Origin of the sequence: Kitasatospora sp. NPDC087271, assembly GCF_044744605.1 — a bacterium.
Classification (GTDB): Bacteria; Actinomycetota; Actinomycetes; order Streptomycetales; family Streptomycetaceae; genus Kitasatospora.
Genome location: NZ_JBIUYQ010000014.1, coordinates 64,283 through 90,315, shown reverse-complemented (window position 1 = coordinate 90,315; position 26,033 = coordinate 64,283). Strand labels below are relative to the sequence as shown.

General features: G+C 69.5%; 16 protein-coding genes. 13 read left to right on the top strand and 3 right to left on the bottom strand.

All coding sequences use genetic code 11. From position 1 onward, the window contains the following. Nucleotides 1-172 precede the first annotated feature (172 nt). From ACIO9K_RS23275 to ACIO9K_RS23250, 6 genes are all read left to right on the top strand, one after another. The gene (locus ACIO9K_RS23275; protein ID WP_400332621.1) at nucleotides 173-7,507 is read left to right on the top strand and encodes an RHS repeat-associated core domain-containing protein; all 7,335 of its coding nucleotides are present in this window, start codon (nucleotides 173-175) and stop codon (nucleotides 7,505-7,507) included. Between the two features lie 62 nt (nucleotides 7,508-7,569). Further along, a complete protein-coding gene (locus ACIO9K_RS23270; protein ID WP_363613232.1) occupies nucleotides 7,570-7,953 on the top strand; it encodes an SMI1/KNR4 family protein in 384 nt (127 codons plus the stop codon). Nucleotides 7,954-9,014: 1,061 nt separating this feature from the next. Beyond that, entirely contained in the window at nucleotides 9,015-10,262 is a 1,248-nt protein-coding gene (locus ACIO9K_RS23265) for a helix-turn-helix domain-containing protein (RefSeq protein ID WP_400332615.1), read from the top strand. A 134-nt stretch (nucleotides 10,263-10,396) separates the two neighbouring features. Further along, nucleotides 10,397-10,804, top strand: a complete 408-nt coding sequence (locus ACIO9K_RS23260; protein WP_400332613.1) for a hypothetical protein — start codon at nucleotides 10,397-10,399, stop codon at nucleotides 10,802-10,804. Continuing rightward, nucleotides 10,804-11,055, top strand: a complete 252-nt coding sequence (locus tag ACIO9K_RS23255; RefSeq protein ID WP_400332610.1) for a hypothetical protein — start codon at nucleotides 10,804-10,806, stop codon at nucleotides 11,053-11,055. The genes ACIO9K_RS23260 and ACIO9K_RS23255 overlap by 1 nt, the downstream gene beginning before the upstream one ends. Nucleotides 11,056-11,668: 613 nt before the next feature. Beyond that, a complete protein-coding gene (locus ACIO9K_RS23250; RefSeq protein ID WP_400332607.1) occupies nucleotides 11,669-12,223 on the top strand; it encodes a hypothetical protein in 555 nt (184 codons plus the stop codon). A 713-nt stretch (nucleotides 12,224-12,936) separates the two neighbouring features. Here the strand turns inward: ACIO9K_RS23250 and ACIO9K_RS23245 are convergent. Then, entirely contained in the window at nucleotides 12,937-14,139 is a 1,203-nt protein-coding gene (locus ACIO9K_RS23245; RefSeq protein WP_400332604.1) for a helix-turn-helix domain-containing protein, read from the bottom strand. Nucleotides 14,140-14,243: 104 nt separating this feature from the next. Here ACIO9K_RS23245 and ACIO9K_RS23240 point away from each other — a divergent pair, with 104 nt between their 5' ends. From ACIO9K_RS23240 to ACIO9K_RS23210, 7 genes are all read left to right on the top strand, one after another. Next, entirely contained in the window at nucleotides 14,244-14,750 is a 507-nt protein-coding gene (locus tag ACIO9K_RS23240) for a hypothetical protein (RefSeq protein ID WP_400332601.1), read from the top strand. Then, on the top strand, nucleotides 14,750-15,001 hold the full coding sequence (locus tag ACIO9K_RS23235) for a hypothetical protein (RefSeq protein WP_400332598.1): 252 nt from the start codon (nucleotides 14,750-14,752) through the stop codon (nucleotides 14,999-15,001). The genes ACIO9K_RS23240 and ACIO9K_RS23235 overlap by 1 nt, the downstream gene beginning before the upstream one ends. Before the next feature lie 541 nt (nucleotides 15,002-15,542). After that, on the top strand, nucleotides 15,543-16,571 hold the full coding sequence (locus tag ACIO9K_RS23230; RefSeq protein WP_400332595.1) for a DUF3710 domain-containing protein: 1,029 nt from the start codon (nucleotides 15,543-15,545) through the stop codon (nucleotides 16,569-16,571). A 1,422-nt stretch (nucleotides 16,572-17,993) separates the two neighbouring features. Further along, entirely contained in the window at nucleotides 17,994-18,365 is a 372-nt protein-coding gene (locus ACIO9K_RS23225; protein WP_400332592.1) for a DUF3710 domain-containing protein, read from the top strand. Continuing rightward, a complete protein-coding gene (locus ACIO9K_RS23220; protein WP_400332766.1) occupies nucleotides 18,325-18,717 on the top strand; it encodes a DUF3710 domain-containing protein in 393 nt (130 codons plus the stop codon). Before ACIO9K_RS23225 ends, ACIO9K_RS23220 begins: the two co-directional genes overlap by 41 nt. A gap of 101 nt (nucleotides 18,718-18,818) precedes the next feature. Then, the gene (gene malQ, locus ACIO9K_RS23215; protein ID WP_400332589.1) at nucleotides 18,819-20,954 is read left to right on the top strand and encodes a 4-alpha-glucanotransferase; all 2,136 of its coding nucleotides are present in this window, start codon (nucleotides 18,819-18,821) and stop codon (nucleotides 20,952-20,954) included. A gap of 106 nt (nucleotides 20,955-21,060) precedes the next feature. Continuing rightward, nucleotides 21,061-21,294, top strand: coding sequence for a hypothetical protein (locus ACIO9K_RS23210; protein ID WP_363580370.1), 234 nt, complete (start codon nucleotides 21,061-21,063; stop codon nucleotides 21,292-21,294). A gap of 173 nt (nucleotides 21,295-21,467) precedes the next feature. Here ACIO9K_RS23210 and pepN read toward each other — a convergent pair whose 3' ends face one another. Further along, nucleotides 21,468-24,050: an aminopeptidase N gene (gene pepN, locus ACIO9K_RS23205; RefSeq protein WP_371519204.1), complete on the bottom strand. Its 2,583-nt coding sequence runs from the start codon at nucleotides 24,048-24,050 to the stop codon at nucleotides 21,468-21,470. A gap of 165 nt (nucleotides 24,051-24,215) precedes the next feature. Then, nucleotides 24,216-25,925, bottom strand: coding sequence for a PQQ-binding-like beta-propeller repeat protein (locus ACIO9K_RS23200; RefSeq protein ID WP_400332584.1), 1,710 nt, complete (start codon nucleotides 25,923-25,925; stop codon nucleotides 24,216-24,218). Nucleotides 25,926-26,033 lie beyond the last annotated feature (108 nt).

The following is a 26,033-nucleotide window of genomic DNA, read 5'->3' as shown; positions in this document are numbered from 1 at the left end:
AGGTGTCCGAGTTGTCTGAGGTGGTGACGCATTGCTCTCCGAGTGACATGGATCACATGAAGTAATTTTAAGCTTTCCATACTTTTGATTGGTCGTGTGCCCCTAAAGTGCCGGTGGCCTGGGCTGACGTGGTCGGCCCGCTTCAAGCTTTGGCAATATGTGGGGGAGTCAATTGTCTCGTCAATTCCGCCTGTTCACCCGCTCGCGAAGTTCGCGGCTGGCCGCGATGGCCGCCCTGGCCGTCTGCATGTCGGTGGTGACGCTCCCCTCGGTCGAGGCGGTCGCCAGCACCGCCGACCCCCCGAAGGTCTGGGTGCCGCCGAACACACCAGTGCCGGAGACCCTCCCGGTGAAGGGTTCGGACGCCAAGGTCTCGGGCCGCACGCCCGACCCCGGAAAGAAGTGGTCGCCACCGGCCGACTCCAGCCCACCGTCCGGCAGAGCCATCGCCACGCTCGACGGCGCGGGTGCCAAGGCGACCGCGGCGTCGGCCTCCAATGACGCGCCGGCCCCGACAGCCGCTTCCACGGGCGCGGTCCAGGCCGGCTCGCTACCTGTCTGGATCACGCCATCCGCCGGCGCCCAACAGGCCCCCCGGAATGTCCCGTCGACCCCGGCCGCCAAGGGCGGAGCCCCGACCATCCAGGTCGACCTGGCCGACCAGGGCCTCGCCACTGCTGCCGGCGTGAACGGCGCCCTGGTCGCCCTCAGCGACACCGGCGACGGCGGCGGAGCCGGGCGGGTCCAGGTCGGGATCGATGTCCAGCCCTGGGCGAAGAACGCCGGCGCCAACTGGGCCTCGCGGGCCCGGATCGTCCAGCTGCCCGGGTGTGCCCTGACGACCCCGGGCGCCCCCGGTTGCACCACGCGCACCCCCGTACCGTCCCACCAGGACGAGGCCACGGGCCGGTTGGTGGCCGAGGTCGACCTCCCACAGCCGACCACCGGCGTCGCCTCCAAGTCCTTCGCAGCCGGTGCCTTCGGAAGCCCGTCGGCGAACACGTCCACGGTGGCGCTCGCGGCCGAGGCGGCCCCCAGCGGCAGCGGCGGTGACTTCACCGCCTCGCCGATCACGCCGTCCGCGTCCTGGCAGGCCGGCGCCAACGCGGGCAACTTCACCTACGGCTACACCGTCGAGCTGCCCTCCGCACTGGCGGGCCCGGCTCCCGACGTCTCGCTCGGCTACGACTCCTCCGCCGTGGACGGCAAGACCGCTTCCACCAACGCCCAGCCGTCCTGGATCGGCGAGGGCTGGGAATGGCACCCGGGTTCCATCGTCCGCGGCTACAAGGGATGCAAGGACGCCGGGATCGACAAGTCGGGCGACCAGTGCTGGGGCGGCGACCTGCTCCAGCTCTCGCTCGCCGGACATGCCGGCCAGTTGGTCAAGGACGACGACTCCTGTGAGTGGCATCTGCAGGGCGAGGACGGCACCAAGGTCGAGCGGCTGACCGGGCAGGCCAACGGTGCCTGGAACGGCGAAGCCTGGCGGATCACCACCGTCGACGGCACTCAGTACTACTTCGGCGCGAACCACCTGCCCGGCGGCGACGGCACCGATCAGGCCAGCAACTCGGTCTCCACCGTGCCGATCTACTGGCCGGGCGGCCAGGATCCGTGCCTGAAGGGCGGCTCGCCGGCCACCAACTCCTGGTCCCAGATGGGATGGCAGTGGTCGCTCGACTACGTCGTCGACCCTCACCAGAACCTGATCACCTACCGGTACGAGCAGGAGCAGAACTCCTACGTCCAGGGCGGCGGCCAGAACAACGGCAACGGCCCCCGGGCCAAGTACCAGCGCGCGAGTTACCCGGTCTGGGTGGGCTACGGCCAGCGGCTGCCCGACCAGATCGCCGCCAAGGGCAAGGCCAATCCGGCCGCCCAGGTGTGGTTCCGCACCGCCGAGCGCTGCCTGCCGAACGGCACGACCACCTGCGATCCGTCGCAGCGGACCAAGGCCAATGCCAAGTCCTGGCCGGACACACCGATCGACCAGACCTGCGACGCGACCGGCGACTGCACCGTCTACTCGCCCACGTTCTGGACGACCAAGCGTCTCACGACGATCGACACCGAGGTCTGGACCGGCAGCTCCTACCGCCCCGTCGACTCCTTCGCCCTCAAGCAGTCCTTCCAGGATCCGGGTGACGGCACCTCCCCGTCGCTGTGGCTGGACTCGGTCCAGCGCACCGGCAGCAACGGCCGTACGCCGCTCACCCTTCCGGCGGTCTCGTTCCAGCCGCTGCAGATCGCCAACCGCGTCAAGGGCCAGATCGTTCGGCCGGACGGCACCTCGGCCTCGATCGAGTCGTACAACCGTCCGCGCATTCAGACGATCACCACCGAGACCGGTGGCCTGATCAACGTCGTCTACCGGACCGCCGAGTGCTCGCGCGAAGCGGGCGGGAAGATGCCGTCCTCCGAGGACGGCAACACGATGGCCTGCATGCCGGTCAAGTGGTACCTGCCCGGGCAGAGCGCGCCGGACCCGGTGAACGACTGGTTCAACAAGATCGTCGTGCAGTCCGTGACCCAGGAGGACTCGGTCGCCGGCGGCCAGCCCGCGGTCGTCACCGACTACGTCTACGGCGGCGGCGCGGCCTGGCACCGCAACGACTCCGAGATGGCCGACCCCAAGACCCGTACCTGGGACCAGTTCCGCGGGTACGCGACGGTCACGACCCTCACCGGTAGCGGCAGCGACGTCGAGTCGCCGCGCACCAAGACGGTCGCCACGTTCCTGCGTGGCATGGACGGTGACGTCCTCGCCAACGGAACCGCGCGCCAAGTGTCCGTGACCGACGTCCACGGCGGCACCATCAAGGACGAGAACGTCCTGGTCGGCTACATCCGAGACTCCACCAACTACAACGGGGAGAACGGAGAGGTCCTCTCCACCACGGTCTCCGACCCGTGGCTGGGTCCGGTCACGGCCACCCGCAAGCAGTCCAGTGGCATGCCGCCGATCACCGCCCGGGCCGTCAACGCGGCCAAGGTGACCAACCGGGAGAAGCTGGCCAACGGCTGGCGTACGAGCGAGCGCTCCACCACGTACGACTCGACACCCGTCGCCCGCCCGTTGACCGTCAACGACAACGGCGACCTGGCTCACCCCGAGCAACTGCTCTGTACCTCCTTCACCTACGCCGGTGGTCCGAACGGCGCGGTGACGCAGCTAGCCTCGCGCACTCTGGTCCTCAAGGGCGCCTGCGGTCGGACCGCGACGAAGGACAACACCGTCGCCGACACCCGGGCGTACTTCGACGGCCTGCCCCTCGGCAAGTCCGGCACCAAGTCCGAGCAGACCGCCACCGAGGTCCTGGAGCGTTACGACACCGCCGGTCAGCCGGTCTACCGGGCCACCGCGCGGGCGAGCTTCGACGCCTACGGCCGGGTGATCAGCACGGTCGACCCGAGTCGCACCGACACTGCTCACCCGACCGGCGCCGAGACCAAGACCGCGTACTCCCCGGCCACCGGTCAGCTGCCGACCCAGGTCACCCACACCAATCCGATGGGCTGGCAGACCGTCAGCACTTTGGATGTGGGCCGTGGTTCGCCGCTCAAGATCCAGGACGAGAACGGCCGCATCAGCGAGCAGGACTTCGACTCCCTCGGCCGCGCGACCGCCGGCTGGAGCCCGGGCAACGACCGAAGTAGCTTTCCGGACCGCCCGAACCGGAGGTTCTCCTACTCGGTCAACGGCACGAACGCTCCCTCGCAGGTGCTCACCCAGGCGCTGATGGGCGACCTGAAGACCTACACCTCCAGCTTCACCATCTACGACGGCCTCGGTCGCGTCCGCCAGACCCAGGCCAGCACCCCGTCGGGCGCCACCGGCCGCATGATCACCGATGCGCTGTTCGACTCCAAGGGTCGGCAGACCAAGACCAGCGCCGCCTATTACAACGACCAGGCGCAGCCCAGCGGCCAGCTCTTCCTGCCCAACGGCGGTGTGAACCCCGACAGCAAGATCCCCTCCCAGACAGTTCAACAGTTCGACGGCGCAGGCCGGGTCACCGACTCGGTCTTCCAGTCCTACGGCGTCGAGCAGTGGCGCACCCACACCGACTTCCTGGGCGCAGACGAGGTCCGCGTCACCCCGCCCGCTGGAGGCTATGCGTCCGCGACCGTCAAGGATGCCCGCGGCAACACGCTCGCGCTGCGCCAGTACAAGGCCAACACCCCGACCGGCGCGTACGACGAGACCACCTACGGCTACACGCCGGAAGGCAGGGAAGCCTGGCGCAAGGACGCGGCCGGGAACCTCTGGTCGTACGAGTACGACCAGCTGGGCCGCCCGGTGAAGTCCACCGACCCTGACTCGGGCACCGGCACCACCAGCTACGACGACGCCAAGAACCTCGTCACCGCGACGGACTCCCGGGGCAAGAGCGCCACCACCGTCACCGACCTGCTCGGCCGCACCGTCGCGGCGTACGAGGGCGCGGCGACCGACCCCGCCAAGCAGGTCGCCGCCTGGACCTACGACACCCTCGCCAAGGGCAAGCCGAGCTCCTCGACCCGCTACGTCGGCGGAGCGGGCGGAACCGCGTACAAGTCGGAGATCACCGGCTACGACATCGGATACCGCGAACTCGGCGCCAAGACCACCATCCCGGCAGCCGAGGGCGGCCTCGCCGGCACCTACCAGACCGACAACACCTACGACACGGCCGGTCGGCTGACCAACACCCTGATGCCGGCGGTCGCCGGCATGGGCCGGGAGAAGCTGACCTTCGTCACGGACGTGATGGGCCAGTTCGCGGCCCTGTCCAGCGCCTTCGGGTTGGCCCCGTCGACGACCTACGTGGCCGACGTCCGCTACGACCCGTACGGCCGGCCGTACCGGACCACCGTGGGCGGCGCCGGCGCGCAGGTCGTCTCCACCATGATCATTGACAACGCCACCGGCCGGGTCACCCGTTCACTGCTCGACAAGCAGAACGCCCCTCTCTCACACGTCGACGCGATCGACTACACCTACAACCCGATGGGTCAGGTCACCTCGGCCCGCAACGCGCAGGACGGCCTGGTCGCCGACCTGCAATGCTTCACCCACGACTACCTCGGCCGGCTCACCCAGGCCTGGACCGACAACGGCACCCAGACCACCCGTCCGCAGCCGAGCGTTCCCGGTGTCGGCGCCTGCGCCAACACCGATGGCCCGTCCGCGAGCGGCGGTAAGCCGAGCGTCGGCGGTCCGGCGCCCTACTGGCAGCAGTACGAGTACGACCTCATCGGCAACCGCACCAAGCTGGTCCAGAAGGACGTCAACGGCGACACCGGCAAGGATGTCACCACCACCCAGACGTTCGGCGCCGGCCCCAACACCCCGTCCTCCGACCCGAAGACGGGCGGCGGCACCGGCGGTCCGCACGCGCTGATGAAGTCCACCCGGACCGGTCCGGCCGGAACCGGGGTGACCTCGTACACCTACGACGCCGCGGGCAACACCACCTCGATCACCGACACCCCGGGCACCAGGAACCTGACCTGGAACGCCCAGGGCAAGCTCGACCAGATCACCGGCACCGGCCAGAGCGGCGCCACCAGCTACCTGTACGACCTGTCCGGAAACCAGCTGATCCGCCGCGACCCGGGCAAGACCACGCTCAATCTGGGCGCGGACCAGCTGACCCTCGACACCAACACCGGAGCGGTCACCAACGTCCGCAGCTACGCGGCGCCCAACGGCCTCTCCATCACCCGCACCACCACCAGCGGCACGTCCACGCTCGCCTACCAGGGTTCCGACCCACACGGCACCAACGGCGTGCAGTTCGACTCCTATGACCTTGCCCAGGTCCGCCGTCCCACCGACCCGTTCGGCAACGAACGCGGCACCCAGCCGGATGCGGGCGTCTGGGCCGGCGACAAGGGCTTCGTCGGCGGCACCAAGGAGAAGGCCACCGGCTTCACCCTCCTCGGTGCCCGCGAGTACGACCCCAAGACGGGCCGCTTCATCAGTCCCGACCCCATCACGGTCGCCAGTGATCCCCAGCAGTGGAACGCCTACTCGTACGCCAACAACAGCCCGATCAACAAGTCGGACGCCAACGGTCTGAGGCCCACGTGTGACACCCCGGCCGAGTGCAACGGCCTCGCCGCCGAAAAGGACGACGGCCACGGCTACTCCTACATCACCCCGGCGACCTGGTCGCCCAGCACCCTGGCCTCGCTGCCCAAGCCCACGGCGCAGGAGCAGACCGCGAAGAGTCGGATGGACGCCGCCGACAAGGTCGTGAACGAGGCCAAGCACAAGCGCGATGAGCTCGTGCACAAGGTGGTCGACCTGGTCGGCGATCTGATCGGTTTCAACGACGCTCGCGACTGCTTCACCAAGGGCGACGTGATGAGCTGCATCAACACTGCGCTCAACGTGGTGCCCTGGGGCAAGATCCTCAAAGCCGTGAAGGTCGGCATCCAAGCGCTGAAGATCTACAAGGAGATCAACAAGGCCTACGACGCCATCCGGGCAGGTGAACGCACCGCCAGGGAGGCCGAAGCCGCCTACGTCACCGCCAGGACTGCGGCATCGGAAGCACGGGCAGCCGAAAAGGCGGCAGCCAGTGCCGCAGAAGAAAAAGCAGCAAGAGAAACAGCAACCGACGCGGCAGGGACAGAGAGCAAGGCCGTAGCCAAGGAAGCCGACGAAGTGCCCGTCGGTTGCCGCAACAGCTTCCCCACCGGCACCAAGGTGCTGATGGGCGACGGCAGTCTCAAGTCCATCGACGACATCCACGAGGGCGACGTCGTCATGGCCACCGACCCTCAGACCGGCGAGACCCGCCCGGAGACGGTCACCGCCACCATCCTGACCCCCGACGACAAGGACTTCACCGACCTCACCCTCACTGACGACGCGGCCCCCCGAGGCCCGCCGGCGGACCACCAGTCGAAGATCACCTCGACTCACCACCACCCCTACTGGAGCGAATCCCGCCAGCAGTGGGTCGACGCCGGTGAACTCACCCCCGGCGAACACCTCCGCCAGCCCGACGGCACCACCCTCATCATCCAGTCCGTCCGCAACTACCCCTACGCCGTCACCACACACAACCTGACCGTCAACCAGCTCCACACGTACTATGTGCTGGCAGGGGCCACGCCGGTCCTCGTCCACAACTGCGATCTTGCCGAAATGGCGGCTGATCACCGGGTCAACGCAAATAACGGCCTCGGCGTTAAGGCGGACAAGAATATCGCCGTGGCGCGGGTGCGGGTCGATGGGTCGAATGATTTCATGACGGCGACGAGCGGGAAGCATGTAAACCCTGGAGAGACTGGCATGCCTGTCACGCGAAGGTTTGACCCCGGCACTCGACCTTATGATTCGGAGACTCACATTTTCGAAACGTTGGCGCAGCGCCTTACTCCTGAATCCAAGGGCACGATAGATCTGTACTCAGAGCGCATCGTCTGCCCGAGCTGCGAGGGCCTAATAGGTCAGTTCAGTAAGGCGTTTCCTGGAATCCAGATTAATATTTCTACGGGAGTTGGCTGATGCTTTCTATCCCGGATATCGCTGCGACCGTAAGGCGGATTGCCCCTGATTCCGTCGCAGGGATGACCAATGCGGAAATTGACCGCGTTCGCGACCTGTGGGGCATTCGGAGGGTCCCTGAACAGTATGGGGAGTTCCTGTCCCTGATGGGGCGTGGTGCTGGCGGGATCCTCCGTGGAACCGATGCCTTCTTCCCCGTAATCCTCGACATGCGGCGAGCTGGCGATGATTTTTTCTCCGATAATCCTGGAGGGATAGATCTGCCTGATGGTGCTGTTGTATTTGCCATGCATCAGGGGTATCAGGTCTATTGGATGGAGTCGACATCCCTGCAAGATCCTCCCGTGTCCCTCTACATGGAAGGGGAGGCCGCTCCAATGAGCCATTGGGGATCTTTTACGGAATTCCTAAACTCTGAATATGTGAACACCTATCCGGACTTTTGATTCGATTTGTCAGTCCCGTTGTTTCGTGGGGCTTACGGTCCGGATCCTGTCTCGCAATCCGAGCGCATCCCTGCCCCGCTGTGTGGGGGGCTGCCACAACGCTTCGCCTGGACGCGGTAGCAGAGCGTCGATCACGCTGTAACGCGAGCGAACAGAGGCCCCGCCAGGTGACTCCTGGCGGGGCCTCTGCGTGGGGTGACGGCAGTAGTTGACGGCAACGTCAACGGACGGGGGGCTTCGCCGGGAGGCGGGTCGTGGCAGCCCTCAGCCGGAATCCCCGGGCTCTGAGGGCTGCGGAGGTGTGGCGGCGGGGATCGGGCGATCACACGACACAGCCTGAACCTACCGACCCTCCACAACGGCCAAGGACTCAGGAATCCTCGCCCAGGCGAGTACCTGGCAGCAGCCCTGGAACAGTTCAGGCATCGTCTGCAACGTCCCCGTAGCTGACAGCTGGCCGGTGCCGCATCAGGCGGCGGGTGCAGCGCCCTGGAGAACTGTTTAGAGTTTCTTTACTTGATCAAGGCGGCCCGCTGTCGCGGGCCGCGCGCGCTCCGGCCCGGCGGGGCCGCCGCCCGCTCCTGTCTCCGCCCCGCTTAGCGGCACCCCCGCCCGTCCGGGCGCGCAACACCAGCGAGAGCGGCCGTGGTCAACAAGGCTCTACCTCACCCCAGGCCCTCCCTCCGAGGGACCAGAGGCCGAGCACTGCTGCGGCACCGTCGTGGTGAGAGGTCGCGGGTCGCGGGCCGTGCCCCTCGCCGGCCGGTCCCCGAAGGCGTACCAGGAACCCCCGGAGGCCGCCAAGGCCGAGCGCAAGCGTCACCTGGTGAGCCTTGGCGGCCCCCGGAGAACCCTGGTCCGGCGAAGCTGCCCGACCGACGAGGGACCCGTCCCGCTCAGGCCCGCAGCCTGCCGGAGGCTCCGGCGCCGCGCCATTCCAGTCAACCGCGTGCCCCCGGCGTTGCGCGTGGCGGTGGGTCACCGTCTCGGGTGGGTATCTGCCCACAGAGCCCGGTCAGTTCGCCCATCAGGCGTACCGTGGCGCTGGAGGTGGTGAGCAGATGACGATGGAACTCGCGGACAACGTACGGAAGTACCGGCGCCGCGCCGGGATGAGCCAGGAGGAACTTGCCCACGCAGCGGGCCTGTCCCCGGCGACCGTCCGGAAGGTCGAGCAAGGCGGAACGGTGCGCATGGAGACGCTTCACGCTCTGGCCCGCGCTCTGGGCATCCCCACGGCGGCACTCGTCGCGTCCGACGCACCGGAGCCCGTGGGACGGGCGGAGGAGCCGAACCGGCTCAACCTCATCCAGCTTCGCGCCGCACTCACCCCGGCGGTCGGGCTCGTGGACCAGGACGCCCAGGCCGTGGGCGAGGAACCGAACCTGCGCGCCTACGCCCGAACGGTTCGAGACGCGCGGGTGCTGTACTTCTCCGACAGCTACAAGAGCGTCGCCGCCCAACTGCCCGGCCTGTTGCGGGACGCCGCGCGGGCCGTCGCCCACTACGACAGCGGCGAAGAGCACCGGCAGGCCCTGCTCGCCCGCGCCGAGGCGTTGCGCCTGGCCGGCACGTATCTCACGCAGGTGAGGCAGTACGACATCGCCTACACGGCCCTGCGAGGAGCCATCGCGGACGCCCGGGAGGGCGGGGACCTGCTCGCGGCTGGCTCCGGAGTCGGCTGCATGTGCTGGCTGCTGGTGCGGCAAGGCCGGCTGGAGGAGGCGGAGCGGATCGCCGCCCAGAGCATGGACGTGGTGGAGCCGAAGATCACTGGTGCCGAGCCCGACCACTACGCGGTGTGGGGAGGGTTGGCCATGGAGGCCGCAGCCGCGGCGGCACGTAACAACCGCCCGGACGAGGCCAGGGAGTACCGCAGGGCGGCGCGGGTGGCGGCAACCGCCGTCGGCACGGCGCACCGCAACGTCTCCCGGCACTGGTCCGTCTTCGGACCGGTGACCGCCGCCATCAAGTCGCTCGAAGACTCCATGGTCGTCGGCGATGCCCGCGCGGTGGTGCGCAAAGCGGGCGAAGAGGTCGAGCTGTCGCCGAAGGCGTGGAAGCGACTGGGCAGGCCCAGCACGAACGACGGGAACCGCTTCACCCTGGACATGGCGCGCGCCCACACCCGAACCGGAGACCTGTCGGCCGCCATGGACGAGCTGACCCGCGCTCGTGAAGCCGCCCCCGAGTGGCTGAGGCACCAGAACTCGGCGGCCGAGACGATGCAGGAGATCCTGAGCAAGCGCAAGCGTACGCTGACCAGCGACATGCGCGAGATGGCCGGCTACCTGGGCGTCGTCGGATAGCTGCTACGTAGCGTGGCAGTTCACGGACATTGCGTTGCTATCTGCCGTGCTGGGTCCGTGGATTGACGTGTGGTCAGGTCGTTACGGTCGCCGTGTCCTGTTCCAGCGACCGAGGCCGGGGATCCACTATGGGCATGCCGAGGAGCGACGCGGATCGCCTGCGTCGCAGGGAGTTGCACGAAGCGGCGTCGGGCATGGCGGGACCCCGGCTGCTGCCATGGACCACCGAGGGTGGGCGCCCCTGCTACCTGAGCACCGACGGCAGCGGCTACATCTCGACGCTCGCCGACGGCATCGAAACCGTGCAGCTCGGCATGGGCCAGGAGCTGCTGGAGTACGCCCGGGGCATCCTGGCCTCCGGAGCCAAAGCGCAGTCGGCCATCGAGTACCGCTGGCTCGCCCGCCGGCTGACCGAGGCCCTGTCGGACGCGCTCAGGGTCGCCGAGTCGCGCGGAGAGCGCATCCCGGCGCCGCAGGAGGAGGCGGCCGAGGAGGGTGAACCTGCGAACGCCAGCCCCCTTGCCGGGAACGAGGAAGGCTGATGGGCAAGACCACCCGCTACCGCTTCCGCGAGTACCACGTGACCACCGTGACCGACCCCCTGGCGCTGCCGACCTTCGAAGCCGTCTGCATCACCGGCGAAGAACAGGACTGCGGAGCCGCGTCCGGCGAGCTGCACACCCCCGAGGAGCTGACGCGCTGGATCGCCGGGCACTGCGCGCAGACCGGTCACCAGTCGTACGAGCAGACCACCCGCACTATCGTCCGTGCCGAGCCCGGTGCATGGCAGTAGGATCACGCGCGCAGCCGACGACAACACTACTGGTCTACACCTCTGACGGCAGTAGTGACGGCAACAACCACGGACTTCAGCGCACATCCACGGACACCGACGGACCGTCAAACCACCGCTGACCTGCGAAAAAGCAGGTGGAGAGGGGTCGCGTAGCACACGTACTATGTGCTGGCGGGGGCCACGGCGGTCCTTGTCCACAACTGCACGACGAGCACTCCGCAGGATGGTTCCGGGCTCTCGGACGGGGACCTTCTGACAGCAGCGCAAGGCGAAAGGGATCGCTTTGCCAGGGAAATCGGAGCAATGCCTACCAACAAACGACCTGCGGTAGTCACGGCTGGATACAATACGGAGACAAGGCAGTTTGCCGCCGCCGCCAACGCTTTCAATGGGGCATGTGCCGAGGCGTGCGTCGTGAGCGCACTTGGGGGCGATCCGAGCAAGATAGTGTTCACTTCGGCGGTACGCCCAAGGAAGGCTCCGACGGAACTCAAGCAGGTAAAAATCTGCTCCTCGTGTGAATCTAGATACGGGCGTGGTGCGTTCCCGGCAGCCGGGACAGCATTCAATACCGATGTCCTTAGGCTCTTTGACTAAGCGGAGGGCTGGCATGAAGGTTGAGATCGACCGGCATGATTGGAGTTCGCTGCGGAGCCTTTGGGCTGAAGACTCACTGATCCTGCGCTCCGCACTCATCGACCTGCGTGAAGCAGTATCCGACGATGACGTGGATCTGGCGGTTCAGCGGATCGAGGACGAGAGCGTGTCGCCGGGTACCCTGTCGGAGTCTTCCGCCGCAGCAGCTCGATGTCTTGTCCACGGGATTTACAGCTTCAATGGTCACACCCTGGCCAGAGCTCTGGAAACGCTGGCTATCATTGCCTCGGAAGGACATAAGCAACTCCAATCGCAGGCAGGAGAGATCACCAAGGAATGCCTGAAGGGTATCCTCCTCGGATTTCCTGCTTATTGCGAGATCTTGGAGATGTCCAAGAACATTGACTGTAGGAGTTCGGCAATCGATCTCCTCCTGATTTGCGGATTGAATGATCCCGATGCGAGGCCGGCGGCCAAGTTTGCGCTCGAATCGGCGAGGACTTCCGGCGACTTGGTCGAACTGAGTGACCTGATCTCCGCTTCGCTCGCGGAGCTGGATCAGGTGTAGCTCAAAGTGTCAGGTTTGAGGCCCCGTCCGCTCCGGACGGGGCCTCAAGTCGTTGGGGTAGCCAAGCCCCGCCAGGTGACTCCTGGTGGGGCCTCTTCGTGGGGTGACGGCAGTAGTTGACGGCAACGTCAACAGACGGGAGCAGCGCAGGGCTGGCGGTTCCTCACCGTCGATCCTGGCCGCCTCGGGACCGGTCGGGCCGTCGAGGGCGGTGCCGAGGGTGCCACGCGTCGCGCTGGAACCAGAGTCGGAGGGTGAGCTGTTCAGAGTTTCTTTACTTGATCAAGGCGGCCCGCTGTCGCGGGCCGCGCGCGCTCCGGCCCGGCGGGGCCGCCGCCCGCTCCTGTCTCCGCCCCGCTTAGCGGCACCCCCGCCCGTCCGGGCGCGCAACACCAGCGAGAGCGGCCGTGGTCAACAAGGCTCTACCTCACCCCAGGCCCTCCCTCCGAGGGACCGGGGGCCGAGCACTGCTGCGGCACCGTCGTGGTGAGAGGTCGCGGGTCGCGGGCCGTGCCCCTCGCCGGCCGGTCCCCGGAGGCGTACCAGGAACCCCCGGGGGCCGCCAAGGCCGAGCGCAAGCGTCACCTGGTGAGCCTTGGCGGCCCCCGGAGAACCCTGGTCCGGCGGAGCTGCCCGATCGACGAGGGACCCGTCCCGCTCAGGCCCGCAGCCTGCCGGAGGCGCCAACCCCGGCCGGTGGGCGATCCGGGCTGTCAGGAGGCCAGTATTTCCGCGACCTCGGGTACGCCGCGGAAGGCCCGTAGCCGGTCCAGGACGATCCGCGTGCGCTCTGCCGTGCGCTCGCTGCCGCTCTGCCCGAGAGCGAGCATGCGGCCTGCCGTCCCGGCTGCGGCCTCGGGCTCGTTGGCGTCGGCATAGGCCACGGCCAGCCACGACAGGTACAGCGCCAACTCGCGTGCGTGACTGGCATCGTAGCGACCGAGGACGTCCGTCAGCAGAGGAACGGCACGCAGAGGACGCCGCAACTCGGTGTAGACGCGGGCTTCCATGACCCGCAGTTCGCCGGCGTCCATCCAGTACAGGTACGACGGCGATTCGGTACCGGCCGAGTCCTCGGCCAAGGCTTCGCCCGCCTCACCGAGAGCGATCATCGCCGGGCGATCCTGGCCTGCCCGGGTGTGCGCCCAGGCCACACGGTCCAAGTAGAGCGCGCGCGCCTTGGGCGGGGCGTCCGGACCGGCCTCCTCCACAGCGGCGTTGGCCAGATGCACCGCGTCCGCCGCACGTCCGGTGTTGCTCCACTGGTAGGCCAGTGAGCCCGCCACATTCCCGGACAGCACCCCGTCCCCCGCCGCACGGGCCGCGCTCATCCCGAGCCGGTAGATCCGCTCAGCCTCGGCGTACTCGCCCGCGTCGGAGGCCACCCACCCGGCGATCTGAGACAACTCGCCGATGGTTCGCAGCAGTTCGCGTCCCACTTCCTGGGTGTGGCTGCCTTCCCGGTAGAGCTTCACCGCTGCCCGCAACTCCCGCAGAGCGGGCCCGATCAGGTCCTTTCCGTACACCACATCGTCGGCCAGCCGCAGGCCGTGGACCCGGTGGACCAGGTCGGCGACCTGTCCGGCCCCGATCCGGCGACCCGTTCGCGCCGTCAGCGCGGACAGTGGGTCGTTCCCGGGCAGGAAGTCGGCCACGGTCAGCACGCGCGGCGCGGGCTCGGGGGACTGGACGGCCTTCGCCGCTTCCAACATCTCGCGGGGAACCTCCAGCACCCGTGCGAGGAAGGGCAGCCACTCGCGGGGGGATCGAGTGCCGATCTCCCAGCGTGACACGTCGTTTCGCGTCGGCGGGACGCGTCCGGGAGCAGCATCGGCCAGCGCCTTGGCGAGCCGCCGCTGACTCCAACCGCGCGCTAGGCGCAGTCGCCTGACCAGTTCCCCGACCGTCTCCCGCACCAGGCCAGCTTGGCAGACGTAGAGGCAGACACGCTGGCTACTCCGCAAGGTTCACGCCAACGGGATCCTGATCAAGAGACCCGGCCCCAAGGAAGGGAAGCAGCATGGCCCACAAGACGACACAGCGGCGGGAGCGCTCCGGCTCCGCCTGCGCGGAGTGTGTCAGGCTGCGCAAGCGTGCGCGTGCAGCCGTGCGCGGCCGCGACCGGTCCCGGCTGGCCGATGTGCGGGCGATGCAGGACCGCCACCGCAAGGCCGACCACGAGCAGGCGCCGACGGACCAGAGCGACAGCCACGCAGAGCGCACGATCGACGGACTGCGGCTGCTTCCGTGGACCGCCACGGACGGTCGCCCCTGCTACCTGAGCACCAACGGTCAGGGCTACGTCTCGACGCTCGCCGACCGCATCGAGGCGATGCAGCTCACCATGGGCGAGGACCTGTTGGAGTACGCCCGGAGCGTCTTGGCCCCGGGAGAGCGGATGCCGCCGAGCGTCGAGTACCGGTGGCTGGCCTGCCGGCTGACCGAGGCCCTGTCGGACGCGCTCAGGGTCGCGGACTCACGCGGGCAGCGCATCCCGGTGCCGCATGAGGAGGACGGGAAAAGCTGATGGGCAAGACCAGCCGCTACCGCTTCCGCGAGTATCACCTGACCACCGTGACCGACCCCATGGCGCTGCCAACCTTCGAGGCGCGCTGCGTCACCGGCGAAGAGCGGGACTGCGCTGCCACGTCCGGCGAGCTGCACACCCCCGAGGAGCTGACGCGCTGGATCGCCGGGCACTGCGCACAGACCGGTCACCAGACGTACGAGCAGACCACGCGCACCGTCGTCCGTGCCGAGCCCGGAGCGTGGCAGTAGGATCACGCGCGCGGCCGACAACAGCACGACTGGTCTATACCTCTGACGGCAGTAGCGACGGCAACAACCACGGACTTCAGCGCACATCCACGGACGCCGACGGACCGTCAAACCACCGTTGACCTGCGAGAAAGCAGGTGGGGAGGGGTCGCGTAGCACACGTACTATGTGCTCGCAGGTACCACGCCGGTTCTCGTGCACAATTGCGGGAACGGAGAGGAGGCCTCCGAGGTCACCAAGAGCCCCGGGGGATCGACGGACCCGGGGCATGTACCGGATTTCTTCGCCCCCGACGCGGGTGGCCAGGCACGGCCACTGGGCACGCGTGCCGTTGAGGCCCCTGGAACCTCGCGTCGAGCCAGTGAAGAGGTCGCGGAGGAGACGAAGACACGGGCGTCCACGATGCAGAGGGCCCCTGTCCAAGCCGAGAAAATGGTCAAGGCCTTTGACCACGGTGGCGCCTCCGCTGGAATCACGGAAGCAGTTATTGCAGCTGGCATTACCGCTTATCGGGCATCGAAGATTGTCAAGGGGTGGCGAAATGGGCGACGTCGGTAGCGCTGCGCGACAGGTCCTGGACGAGTTCCAGCGCGATGGTTCACTTTCTCCGGAGACGGCGTCCAGGGCCCGCTGGGAGGACCGGCCGGAGAGCCTGACTCCCGCCCTGGTGCTGATGTTTGCGGTCAAGACGCTTCTGCGACTGCGGGCGGAGGAACGTGAGCCGTTTCCGGCCGATGTGCAGGCGATAGCCTCGCACGGCCTCGCTCCGAACGAGGTCGAGATGATGGTCGCTGGCTTGACGGGGGACCTCCGAGCCGTCAGGGACGGACGTCGGGACGCGTTGTTCACGCTGCAGAACACTCTTGTCCTGCTGGCGGTGCTGACGGACGACGAGGACATCCGTGGCGCCGACCTCGACTTTCTCCTTGGCGCTGCGGAGGAGATGGCCGATGAGTTCCTCCAGGCCGAGAATCCGTTTCGCCCGGCCCGACGGGGAGTCGACGTCGGGCCGTGGGACGTCAATGAGGACGGTTGGCAGGAAGACGATCTCATCGACCTCGGCGGGCTCCGAATCCCACGTGAGCCGGGGTGCAAGATCGAGCTGAAGCAGGACAAGTCGTCCCCGGATCTGTTGGAGGCCGGAGTACGGCGGAAGCCCACGTCGGTACAGCTCCAAGCGTACTGGTCGGCTCAGGGCGATGCCTGGGGCCGGGCCCGTGAGACGTTCGCGGAGAACGTGCGAGGGCTCGGCGGCGAGGCCCGTGAGTGGGCAGGGCGGGCTGGGGTGGAGCTCAGGTGCGACGTCCCCGTCGTGCTCCCTTCTGGGGATAGAGGGGTGCAGACGGTTCTCGTGCTCGGCTTCGAGGGGCCCGGCTGGTTGCTGCGGGCCGTTGTGACAGGGGAGGGCGCTGATCCCGGGGGCCAGGACGACTGGGCCTACGGGTACGTCGAGCGGGTGGTCGTGGACCCGTCGTTTCGAAAGGTCCCCAACCCGCTGCTTTCGCCAGCCGGGTTCGGCTCACTCAAGCCCCCGTCGGACAGTCCGATCCTCCTGCGCATGCCCAAGTGACGGGCTGACGGTTCCGGTCCGGTGAAGCCCCCTGGCCCCGAACGTACCCGGGCCCGCCGCGCGGGGTGCGCGGCGGGCCTCGGGGGGCCTCGGGGGGGGGGATCACCCGGGTGCGCAGGGTGGTGGTGGTCCACTGCTGGGAGGCGCCGGTTGGCAGTCCCAGAGCTGCAACTGATTGCCGTTGACGGCGTTCCAGCCGGGCAGGCGGCGGTCCCTGTAGGAAATTCTGGGACTTTTGACGACCATCCGACGCGCCTCCGGGGCGTGGCGTCCGTCAGAAGATCTGGCACTACCTCAGTACAAGGGCCGGTACGCACACAGGGGCGCGTGGGAGATTGCTGTGGATCGCTCATTTTCGGATATCACGATGGACGTTGCAGGACTCCGAGACGATGCGGGTGGCTCGGTCGCAGCCGCAGCGACCGAGCTGCTCCATGAATTGCAGATGGGGCCGGTCTTCAGTAAGTAAGAACTCCCTTGTACATCAGAGCCGCCCGGCGGCCACGCCATCGGGCGTTCTGGTTTCCGGTCGTCGTTCGCCCTGTCAGCAGTGCAGGCCCTAGAACTGCGCCCAGCGCTGGTATGCGCTTGTGGGGCCGCCGGCTCAGCAACCATTGATGGTCCTCAGCTTTCAATCGGGATTCGATTGCCTGAAATTCAGACCCTTTCGAGCTTCGCTCAGTTGCAGTGGGCGCCTTGAGGGATAGCTGATGTCGAATAGGTAAGGGAGTGTTGCCGAGCCCCGTCGGATAACCATCCGGCGGGGCCGCTTGTTGTCCCGACGACAGTAGTTGACGGCAAGCGTGGACGGACGGGGACTGCGTAAAGCGGTGGGGCATCATTGTCGCGGGACTCGCTGACAGACTTCGGGGATTGGCCGAGAGCACGGCTGAGGAGGTCGATGGCGTCGCGCTGGAGCCGGAGTATGGCGGCGGTGACGCCGATGTGGGCGTGGTCGAGTAACTCCTTGATGACGACGGGCTCGGTGCCTTGTTGAAGAGAAGTGTGGCGAATTCCCCTGAGGGCAAGGCAAGATCGGTCGCGGCACCATCGAGGTGGTCCTGCGGTGGCGATCGCCGTGATGTGTGCCGTCGAGCCGTCCAGAGCGAGGGGGCATGGGTCAGCGGGCCGGATCCGCAGCGCGGGTCCTCCACAAGTTCCGTACGCGCGGCTCTCTGTCCGTCGAGAGCGAGACCGAGGCGGGCTGGGAAGACCGACCGACCCGGGTCACGCCCGCACTGGTCCTGCTGTTTGCGACGAAAATCCTTCTCCAACTGAGGCGGGAGGCCGGTGAGGAGTTCCCGGTGGAGGCGCCCGCGCTCGCCGCGCGTGGTCTCGGCAGGGACGAGACCGGCACGATGGTCGCAGCCCTGGTCGGGGATCTCCGCAGTCCGGGTCGGGCGCGGCGACGGCCTGTTCACGTTGCGGAACACCCTTCTCCTACTGGCGGTTCTGCTGGACGCCGGGACTGTGCGCGAGAGCGAGGTGACCGCGCTGCTCCAGGCTGTGGAGGAGACCACGGACGAGTTCCTCGGTGCCGAGGATCCGTTCCGCCTGGCGGCGCGGGGCGAGGAGGTCGGTCCGTGGGACGTGAGCGAGCGCGGCTGGCAGGGGACGGACCTCATCGACCTCGGAGGGCTCAGGGTTCCCCGGGAGCCGAGCGTCAGGATCGAGTTGAACAGGGCGCCGTCCGGCGATCTCGTGGAGGCCGTCGTCGTGAAGGGTCGCCAGGCGGGGCTTCAACTCCAGGCGTATTCACGCCACCCGGCCGGATGCCTGGGAAAGGGCACGTGAACGTCTGACGGCCGGCGTCCTGGCGACGGGAAGCGAGGCCCGCGTCTGGGCGGGCCGGGCTGGGGTGGAGCTCAGGTGTGAGGTCCCCGTGGAGAAGGGGCCGGGTGTCAGGGGAGTCTCCGTCAACCGGGTGCTCGGCTGCGACGGCCCGGGCTGGTTGCTGAGGGGGATCGTGACCGGCGAAGGAGGCGCTGCCGAGACCCGTGACGAGTGGGTGTACGAGTTCTTCGAACGGATCGTGGTGGTCCCCTCCTTCCATCCGCCTTCCGCCGCGCTCCTGTCCCCGAGTGGATTCGTCGGCCTGCAGTCGGTCTCGGACAATCAGCCGATCCCGTTGCGTCGACCCGACTGATCCACCCGCGCGGTCGTGTCGCGCAGCGTCGTCGGGCCGTCACCCGGGTAGGACTGTGGTCGTCCTGACCAGGCGTTGCCGAGACATCGCAGGAGCCGCGAGTGGCCGCTTATCTCGACCGTGACGGAGCCGACGGGCTGAGGGTGCCGACGCAGGACGCGCCGCCGCCACCGCCCGAACTGGTGGCGCTGGCGCAGGCGTACGGGGTGGACACCCGGTACCCCGGGCCGGGGGGTGTGACCGTGGGGGCGCGCACGCTGGTCGCGGTGCTGGCGGCCCTGGGGGTGGCGGCGGGGACGCCGGAGCAGGCGCGCGAGGCGATGGATCGTCACCGGGCCGCGCAGCAAGCCCGGTTGCTGCCGCCCTGCGTGGTGGTCCGTCAAGGGCGTCGGACGGCGCTGGACGTGCCGGCCGACGCGCGGCTGCACGTGGAGCTGGAGGACGGCGGGGTGTGGGAGCTGCCGCGCGGCCACTCGCACTGGCTGCCGCCGGACCTGCCGCTCGGGCGGCACGTGCTCAGGGCGGAGAGCGGGGAGGGCAAGGCCCAGGCGGCGCTGATCGTCGCACCGGAGAAGCTGCCCCCGCTGCCCGGCTACAGCTGGGGCTTCCTCGCCCAGCTGTACTCCGTCCTGTCCGACCGTTCCTGGGGCATGGGCGACCTCGGCGACCTCGCCGAGCTGGCCCAGTGGGCGGGCGCCGGCCTCGGCGCGGGCTTCGTCCAGATCAACCCGCTGCACCAGGCGCTGCCCGCCGCGCCCGCCGCCCCCACCGACCCGTCCCCCTACCGCCCCTCCTCCCGCCGCTTCGCCGATCCGGTGCACCTGCGGGTCGAGGCCGTCCCCGAGTACGCCTACCTGACGGGTGACCAGCGCGCCGAGGCGGAGGAGCTGGGCCGCCGGGCCGCCCGGCTGCGCGACGAGGTGCTGGGGCACGACGGCCTGATCGACCGGGACGCCGTCTGGGCGCTCAAGCGCGAGGCGCTGGAACTGCTGCACGAGGTGCCGCGCGGCCCCGGCCGCCAGGCCGCGTACGAGGCCTACCAGCGCCGCGAGGGCGACTGGCTGCGCCGGAACGCACTGTGGAACGCGCTCGCCGAGGCGCACGGCGCCGACTGGCACGGCTGGCCGAAGGGGCTGCGTCACCCGGACGGCCCACAGGTGGGGCACGCCTCCCGGGAGCTCGCCGACCGGGTCGAGTTCCACCGCTGGCTCGCCTGGCAGGTCGACCAGCAGCTCGCGGAGGCCCAGCGCGCGGCCCGGCAGGCCGGCATGCCGGTCGGCCTGATCCACGACCTGGCCGTCGGCGTCCACCCGGACGGCGCGGACGCCTGGGCGCTCCAGGACGTGCTGGCCGGCGGCATCTCCGTCGGCGCCCCGCCGGACGCCTTCAACGCCCACGGTCAGGACTGGGGCCTGCCGCCCTGGCGCCCGGACGCGCTGGCGGCGGTCGGCTACACCCCGTACGCGGAGCTGCTGCGCGCGGCGGCCCGGCACGCGGGCGCGGTCCGGATCGACCACGTGATGGGCCTGTTCCGGCTCTGGTGGGTGCCGGACGGCCACCCGCCGACCGAGGGCGCGTACGTCCGTTACGACGCCGAGGCGATGCTCGGCGTGCTGGCCCTGGAGGCGCACCGGGCCGGGACGGCGGTGATCGGCGAGGACCTGGGCACGGTGGAGCCGGGCGTCCGGGAGGAGCTGGCGGCGCGCGGGATCCTCGGCACCTCCGTGCTCTGGTTCGAGCGGGACTGGCAGGGGGCGGGGGAGATCCTCGCCCCGGACCGCTGGCGCCAGGGCTGCCTGGCCACCCTCACCACCCACGACCTGCCGAGCACCGCCGCCCGGCTCTCCGGCGAGCACGTCGAGCTGCGGCACCGGCTCGGGCTGCTGGCCCGTCCGCTGGGCGAGGAGCAGGAGGAGGCGGTGGCCGAGCTGGCGGACTGGCGGGCCGAGCTGACCGCGCGGGGGCTGCTCGCGCCGGGCGAGCCGCTGTCGATGCCGGTGCTGTACCGCTTCCTGCGCGCGACCCCGGCGGAGCTGGTCGGCGTCTGGCTGCCGGATCTGGTCGGCGATCCGCGCCCGCAGAACCTGCCCGGCACCTGGGACCAGTACCCGAACTGGCGTCTGCCGGTCGCCGACGGAGCCGGCGACCCGGTCACCCTCGACCGGCTGGCCGCCACCCCGGCCGCCCGCCTGCTCGCCCACCTGCTGGCCCCGCCCGGCGCCCACCCCGCCGTCTGACCCCGCCGTGCGGCCCCGCCGCCTGACCCCGGCACCGCGGACGGCCCCCTTCCGGAAGGCCGACCCCGACGCGCGGGGGGTCATAAGCGGCGGGTAAGTTGGAAACGTGGACAAGAGGAACGCTTTGCGAGCCGGCGCGGTCTCCGCAACGGTCACGCTGATGATGCTGCTGTCGTCGCCCGCCATGGCCTTCACCAGGGACGACGGCGACGACCCGGGTCCTGGCCTGAGCGTCGGCCAGACCATCGGCCTGTACGTGCTGATCCCGATCGCCGCCTTCGTGATCATCGCCGCCCTCGCGGGCCTGCCGTACGGCAAGGGCAAGGGCAAGAAGAAGTAACCACCGCGTCCACCAGGACCTGCACGACCCCGAAGGGGCACCGGAGATCTCCGGTGCCCCTTCAGGCGTTCCAGCACCTTGACGGCGCCCCGCCGGCGCCCCGAGGCGTCCGTCGGAGCCCCGACAGCGCCCGACGGGACCCCGACCGGGACCCCGCCGGGCGCCCCGGCAGGTCAGCGCCCGGCGCCCGCCGCCCGGTCGACCGCCTGGGCCTTGAGCGCGCGCTCGATCCCGGCCCGGGCCTCGACGACCTGGCGCCGCAGCGCCGGGGCCGGCTCGGCCTCGGCCAGCCAAGCGTCGGTCGCGTCCACGGTGGCCTGCGTGACCTGCAGGGCCGGGTACAGCCCGCCGATGATCTGCTGCGAGATCTCGTGGCTGCGGGTCTCCCAGACCTCCTTGACGGCGGCGAAGTACTTCGCCGCGTACGGCGCGAGCAGCTCCTGCTGGTCGGACTGCTGGAAGCCCGCGATGGTCGCTTCCTGGACGTAGTTGGTGAGGGTGTCCGACTCGACGACGGCGGTCCAGGCCTCGGCCTTGGCCTCGGCGGTGGGCCGGGCGGCGCGGCAGGTGGCGGCGTGCTCCTGGCCGGCCGCGGTGTTGTCGCGGGCCAGCTCGGCCGTCACGGCGGCCTCGTCGGCGCGCCCGGTGGCGCAGAGCCGGGTGAGCAGGGTCCAGCGCAGCTCGGTGTCGACGGCGAGGCCCTTGATCTCGGCGGTGCCGTCGAGCAGGCCGGCGAGCAGGCCGAGCTGCCCGTCGGTGCGGGCGACGGAGGCGAGGGTGCGGGCCCAGGAGAGCTGGTGGTCGCTGCCGGGCTCGGCGGCGCGCAGGTGCTCCTCGGCGGCGGCGGCCCACTGGGCGAGGCCCTGCTCGCGCCAGTCGGGGTCGGTGTAGGCGTCGAGGGCGAGCCGGACCTGGCGCTGCACGGACTGCACGACGCCGATGTCGCTCTCCCGCCCGATGCCGGAGAGGGCGAGCGCCAGGTAGTCGCGGGCGGCGAGTTCGCCGTCGCGGGTCATGTCCCAGGCGGAGGCCCAGCACAGGGCGCGCGGCAGCGACTCGGTGAAGCCGCCGAGGTGCTCGGTGACGACGGCCATCGAGTCCTCGTCGAGCCGGATCTTGGCGTACGAGAGGTCGTCGTCGTTGAGCAGCACGACGGCCGGGCGGTGCCGGCCGACGAGCTCGGGCACCTCGGTGCGCGGGCCGTCGACGTCGAGCTCGATCCGGTCGGTGCGCACCAGCGCGCCGTCGGCGAGCTCGTACAGGCCGATGGCGATGCGGTGCGGGCGCAGCACGGCCTCGCCCTTGGCGCCGGCGGGCAGCGCGGGGGCCTCCTGGAGGACGGCGAAGGACTCGATCTCGCCGTCGGTGTTCAGCGTGATGGCGGGCCGCAGCACGTTGATGCCGGCGGTCTCCAGCCAGGCCTGGGACCAGGTCCGCAGGTCGCGGCCGCTGGCCTCCTCCAGGGCCCCGAGCAGGTCGGTGAGCCGGGTGTTGCCCCAGGCGTGGCGCTTGAAGTAGGCCTGCACGCCCTGGAAGAAGGCGTCCTGGCCGACGTACGCCACCAGTTGCTTGAGCACCGAGGCGCCCTTGGCGTAGGTGATGCCGTCGAAGTTGACCTGGACGTCCTCCAGGTCGTTGATGTCCGCCATGATCGGGTGGGTGGAGGGCAGTTGGTCCTGCCGGTAGGCCCAGGTCTTCATCTGGTTGGCGAACGTGGTCCAGGAGTGCGGCCACTTGGAGCCGGGGGCCTCGGCCTGGCAGACGGCCTCGGCGAAGGTGGCGAAGGACTCGTTGAGCCAGAGGTCGTTCCACCACTCCATGGTGACGAGGTCGCCGAACCACATGTGGGCGAGCTCGTGCAGGATCGTCGCCGCGCGGGCCTCGTAGGCGGCGTCGGTGACCTTGGAGCGGAACACGTACTGGTCGCGCAGGGTGACGGCGCCCGCGTTCTCCATCGCGCCGGCGTTGAACTCCGGGACGAACAGCTGGTCGTACTTGGCGAACGGGTAGGGGAAGTCGAACTTCTCCTGGAAGTAGTCGAAGCCCTGCTTGGTGACGGCGAAGATGTCCTCGGCGTCCAGGAACTCGCGCAGCGAGGGGCGGCAGTAGACGCCCAGCGGCACCTTCTGCGCGCCGTTCTCGTAGGTGTCGAAGACGCCGACGTACGGGCCGGCGACGAGCGCGGTGATGTAGGTGGAGATCCGGCCGGTGGGCTCGAACGTCCAGACCTGCGAGGCGCCCTCGCCGACCGGGGTCGGGGTGGGCGAGTTGGAGACCACGACCCAGCCGGTGGGGGCGGTCACGGTGAACGCGAACGCGGCCTTCAGGTCGGGCTGTTCGAAGGAGGCGAAGACGCGGCGGGCGTCCGGCACCTCGAACTGGGTGTACAGGTAGGTCTCGCCGTCGACCGGGTCGACGAACCGGTGCAGGCCCTCACCGGTGTTGGTGTAGGCGCAGTTGGCGACGACGCGCAGCTCGTTCTCGGCGGCCAGGTTCGGCAGCGGGATCCGGCTGTCGGCGAAGCTCTCCGGGTCGAGCGGCGCGCCGTTGAGGGTGATCTCCTCGACGCTCGGCGCGACGAGGTCGATGAACGTGTCCGCGCCGGGGGTCGTGGCCGTGAACCGGACCACGGTGGTGGACCGGAAGGTGCCTCCTTCGCGGGCCGAACTCAGGTCGAGCTCGATGTCGTACGCGTCCACGTGGAGGAGGTCGGCCCGGGTGCGGGCCTCCTCGCGGGTCAGGTTGGTGCCGGGCACTCGCTGCACTCCTTCGTCAGGCTGATGGGGCGAATCCTCCCATGACCCAACGGACGGGCTCCCGGAAAAATCGCAGGCGGGGCGGGTCCGGACGGATCGCCCGTTCCCGCCCCGCCAGGACGAGCCGCGAGGGCTCGTGTCCGAGGGGTGCTCAGCCCCCCGCCGTCACTTCTTCCACTTGGTCAGCGGCGCGTCGGAGCTGCCGCGGCGGAAGGCGTACACGGCGCTGCCGTCGCTGGAGAGGACGTACTCGGACATGCTCATCCCGATGTCCAGGCCGTTGGGCATGGCCATGGTGCCGAGGTCGGTCATCGAGCCGTCGGCCGGCGAGAGCGTCACCAGCCGGGCGGGCTTGTTGTAGCCCTGGCTGACGATGGCGCGGACCTTGCCGTCCTTGTCGGTGCCGGACACCAGCCGGATGTCCTGGTTGGACGTGGCGCTGGCGGCGGACCAGATCCGCTTGCCGGTGGTCAGGTCGTACGCGTTGACGGCCGACTTGGCGCCGGTGATCTGGGCGTACAGGGTGGTGCCGCTGACCACGTTCTGGCTGTAGGCGTCGGACTGGCCGGACAGCCGCAGGCTGTCCGCGCCGGGCTCCTTGACCGACATCTGGTTGCCGGGCTTGTTGCTCTTGTCGAACGGCAGGATGTAGTCGCCGTTGGGGCCGCTGCTCATCAGCAGCACCAGCGGCTGGTCCTGGACGACCTTGTCGATCCGCTCGATGCTGCCGGTGAGGGTGATCGGCGTGCTGGCGGCCTTGCCGCTGTCGGCGTCCACGATGACCAGCTGCGACTTCGGGCCGGAGCCGCCGTAGCAGCGGTCGCTGACCGCGATCTGGCTGCCGGCCGCGCGGCCGTAGAGGCTGCAGTCCTTGTCGCGCGGCTGGAACTGCCAGGCCGCCGAGCCGTTGTCGATGTTCAGGCCGCCGACCACGTTGCCGCCGATGGCGACCACCTTGTCGGTGACGCTGAGCGTCGGCGAGGACATCCGGTCGGTGGAGACCTTGACGCTCCAGAGCAGCTTGCCCTGGCTGACGTCGACGGCGCCGATGGTGGAGCAGTCGCTGTCACCGGTGTTGAAGGAGACGGCGGCGATGTTCTTCGAGTTGGCCGAGTAGGAGGCGGTGCACACCTCCTTGCTGCCGGCCGGGACCGGGATGTTCCAGGCCTCCTTGCCGTCGGAGGTGTTGAACGCCCGGATGCCGGTGCTGTCGGCGCGCACCGCGACCTTGTCGCTGCCCCAGATGCCGAGCAGTTGCGAGCCGCTGTCCGCGTTGGCGGCCTTGGGGGCGTTCCAGGCGATGTTGTAGCCGGCCCCGCCGGTGCCACCGGTGGTGCTGCCGCTGGTGCTGTCGGCGGTCGGGGCGCTGGTGACGGTGCCTCCGGACGTGGTGCCACCGGACGTGGTGGTGCCGCCGGAGCTGGCGTTCGGCGTGGGGTCGGGGTCGTTGCCCTTGAGGAGCACGACCAGCCCGGCGACGATGGCGATCGCCAGGACGCCGCCGATGATCCCGCCCCACAGCATCACGGGGTTGCGCTGCTTGGGCGCGGGGGGCAGCGGCGCGCCCGGGTAGTACCCGGGCTGCTGCTGCGGGTATCCGTAGCCGGCGCCGTAGGCCTGCCCGCCGTCCGGCGCGCCGTAGGCGCCACCGGGCATCGGGTCGTACGGGCCGACCGGCGCCCCGGCCGGCGGCGGCGGAGCCTGGCCGGGGAAGGCGGCCGCGGTCGGCGCGTACGGCTGGTAGCCGGCACCGGCGGCGGGCGGCTGCGCGGGCGGCTGTACGGGCGGAGCCGGCGGCTGGGCCGGCGGCGGCCCGGCGGGCGAGGCCGGGCCCGGGATCGCCGCGCCGTCGAGCTGTGTCACCTGGTCCGCCACGGCGGCCGGATCCACGCCGCCGGGCGGGCGCCCGAACGAGACGCCCCGATTGTCCTGCGGGCCGCTGCCCGGCACTGCGCCTGCCCCCGGCGTAGGGTGATCCCCTGC